This window comes from Hydrogenivirga sp. (assembly GCF_056450045.1).
This window is the reverse complement of the sequence record NZ_JBWONM010000032.1, coordinates 1-2,543: the sequence shown is the minus strand read 5'-3', so window position 1 is coordinate 2,543 and position 2,543 is coordinate 1. Positions and strand designations below refer to the sequence as shown.

Annotated in this window: 6 protein-coding genes; all 6 read right to left on the bottom strand. The window is 53.6% G+C overall.

Annotation, left to right across the window (positions count from 1 at the left end; genetic code table 11):
* The coding region (locus AC1HCM_RS01175) for a septal ring lytic transglycosylase RlpA family protein (protein ID WP_479459945.1) at positions 1-540 on the bottom strand (540 nt) is incomplete at its 3' end.
* 25 nt (positions 541-565) lie between these two features.
* Positions 566-1,006: a ribonuclease H-like YkuK family protein gene (locus AC1HCM_RS01170; RefSeq protein WP_479459944.1), complete on the bottom strand. Its 441-nt coding sequence runs from the start codon at positions 1,004-1,006 to the stop codon at positions 566-568.
* Position 1,007: 1 nt separating this feature from the next.
* Entirely contained in the window at positions 1,008-1,334 is a 327-nt protein-coding gene (locus AC1HCM_RS01165; RefSeq protein ID WP_479459943.1) for a hypothetical protein, read from the bottom strand.
* 16 nt (positions 1,335-1,350) lie between these two features.
* Positions 1,351-1,599 (bottom strand): hypothetical protein, encoded by a 249-nt coding sequence (locus AC1HCM_RS01160; protein ID WP_479459942.1) that lies wholly within the window; start codon positions 1,597-1,599, stop codon positions 1,351-1,353.
* Positions 1,600-1,602: 3 nt separating this feature from the next.
* Positions 1,603-2,025, bottom strand: a complete 423-nt coding sequence (locus tag AC1HCM_RS01155) for a murein hydrolase activator EnvC family protein (protein WP_479459941.1) — start codon at positions 2,023-2,025, stop codon at positions 1,603-1,605.
* Positions 2,022-2,543: dCTP deaminase (gene dcd, locus AC1HCM_RS01150; RefSeq protein ID WP_479459940.1), on the bottom strand; the 522-nt coding region annotated here is incomplete at its 5' end. The genes AC1HCM_RS01155 and dcd, both read right to left, overlap by 4 nt.

Genomic DNA, 2,543 nt, shown 5'->3' with positions numbered 1-2,543 from the left:
CCTGTCCAGGACCCTCACCTTCACAGTCCTGCCGTTTTTGAGGTTCTTGACCAAAAGCACTGTCCCTAGGGGGAGGCTTCTGTGGGCTGCTATGTATTCGTGCATATTGAAGCGTGCTCCAGAGGCGGTCTTCCTTCCGTGGAACTTGGGACCGTACCAGGAGGCGTACCCCTTTATGAACTTAGGACACCTCCTCACGTTGTTCTCCCCACACCTTAACACCCTTACCTCAGCCCTGAAGGAGCTCCCGCCTCCGAGGAAGTGTCTGTACTTCTTTGGAACACATATTCCCCTTACTCTCCTGCTCTGCCTGACCGATATGGTGAGGCTTTTTCCCGTCTCAAGGCTCCTCACCTTTATCTTGCTCAGGTGCTGTATCCGGTCCGAGTAGGCATACTCAGCCCGGCAGTAGCTGACCTTCGTTCTGAACTTGGCGGGGCAGGACGCCCTCAGGCCTTCGTACTCGTAGCGAACCCTGCTCACAGGTGAGGCACAGGATGCCACAAGAAAGGCAACAAGAAGCAGAGCCCACCTCTTCATGGACAGTTATTCTATCGGCAGAAGCTCAGAGCTTTTCTGTGAAGAAGTCCGCTACCGCGGAGGCTGCTATCGCATCGGGCTTTAGGACTGGCGTTAATCCCTGGGCGAGAACGTATCCAACCGCCTCCTTAAGTATCACGCTTGACCTGTGGTCGGGGCTCGGGTTTATATCAAGGTGAACCTCAAAGGGTCTGTCTCCTACAACGTCCGCTATCATAAGGGCTGTGTAAACCGCCCTGTTTACCTCTTCCAAGAGCCTCTGCCTTATTGAGCTTATCCTTCTTACCTTCTCAACCCTCCAGAATATCCTCGCCCCGTGGTTTGAGTTTATATGAACGACGACAACGGTTACGAATACCGTCTTATCCCTGAACTGGCGGGAGTCGCAACCAACGTAAACTGCGCTGTCCTCTGAGGAGCCCCTTATGAACTCCCTGACCTCTTCTATATCCTCGTAGGAAGGCATATCAGCCCTTCGGGTTGAAGTCTACGTCTTTGTACCAGCTCGGCTTGAACATGAGCCAGTACTTCAGGTTCTCGGGGCTCCTTGAGTAGCAGACCTCACATAGCAGTCCCTTGGGAGTCAGCTTTGAGTTGTCATCACAGCACTCGGAGAGGTTCCAGAACTCGTAGTTATCGTGGAAGACCAGCTTGCCGCACTCTATACACTCATAGAGCTTACATCCCTTCTCCTCAAGGAAGCTGTCCAGATCCGCCTCTTCGGGAAGCTCCTCAATTTCAAAGACGTTCTTCAAAAAATCCTTCTGCCTTTCGGAAAGTTCGGAGATAAGCATACTTAAATTATATCCCTCATCGCTCCTTGGAAAAGCCTTCCCACATCTTCCTCAGTCCTTCGGTTAGCTTCTTGGCTCCCTTCTTAGTCTTGCACCATCCCTTTCCCAGCTCGCACCTTAGCTCACACCCGCGCCTCTTATCCTTGTCAAGGGGAAACTCCTGGACGCAGTCGTAAACGCACTTCTGATACCTGATGTCACACTTGTCGGGGAGCTCTATGGCGAAAAGGCTCCCAACCATGAACAGCAGCACAGCTAAAGCCATGGCTCACCTCAGAACCGGTTTTAGGGGCTTACCCTCCTTATCCCTGAGTTCGTAATAAACGCCGCAGGCGTCCTTCCAGCGACCCGCCTTACCTATTACCTGCCTTCTCTTCACCCTCTCTCCGCTCCTCACCCAGGGGTTATTGATTTTACCGTAGACAGAAAGGAATCCGTCCTTCTGCTCAACCATCACGACCCATCCGAAGTTGTCCACGTCCCTGCCCGAATACACAACCCTCCCCTCCGCGACACTCCTGACGAACTCTCCGCACCTTGACCTGATGAAAACGCCCCTTCCCCTGTCCTCGGGGCTTCCCTTCAGAGGGGATAGATAGACGGGGACCTCAGGCTTTTCCTTCACAACCTTGGGAGGTCTCGTTGCGCAGGATGCCAGAAGAGCCAGCAGGAAAAGAGCAAGGAGCTTCATAGGTCCGAATCCATCTCAATCTTTGAGGGCGTAGCGCCACGCTGTCCCTTGTACTTTCCGGAGTACACCCTCTCGGGCACCTGGTCAAGCCTGGCGAAGACGAGCTGGCATATCCTCATGCCAATGTAGAGCCTTATGGGAACGTTGTTGGCGTTGTACAGCTCAAGGGTTATCTGCCCCTCAAAGCCGGCGTCAACCCAGCCAGCATTCTCTATGAACAGACCGAGCCTACCCAGGGATGACCTTCCCTCAACGAAGGCTGTGATATGAGATGGGAGCTTCACGTACTCCATGGTGGTAGCGAGGAGGAACTCCTTCGGCTCAATCTCTATGTAATCGCTGGCTACGAGCCTCTCAACACTGCCGATTCCCTTCTTGACGTCTATCACCCCGGAGCCCACGTACCTGGCGAACTCCTTCCCCAGCCTCAGGTCAAGGGATGAGCACTGAACCTGAGAGGGAGACAGGGGCTCAACTATAAGCTCTCCCCTCTCAATCAGCTCCTTAATGCTCCTGTC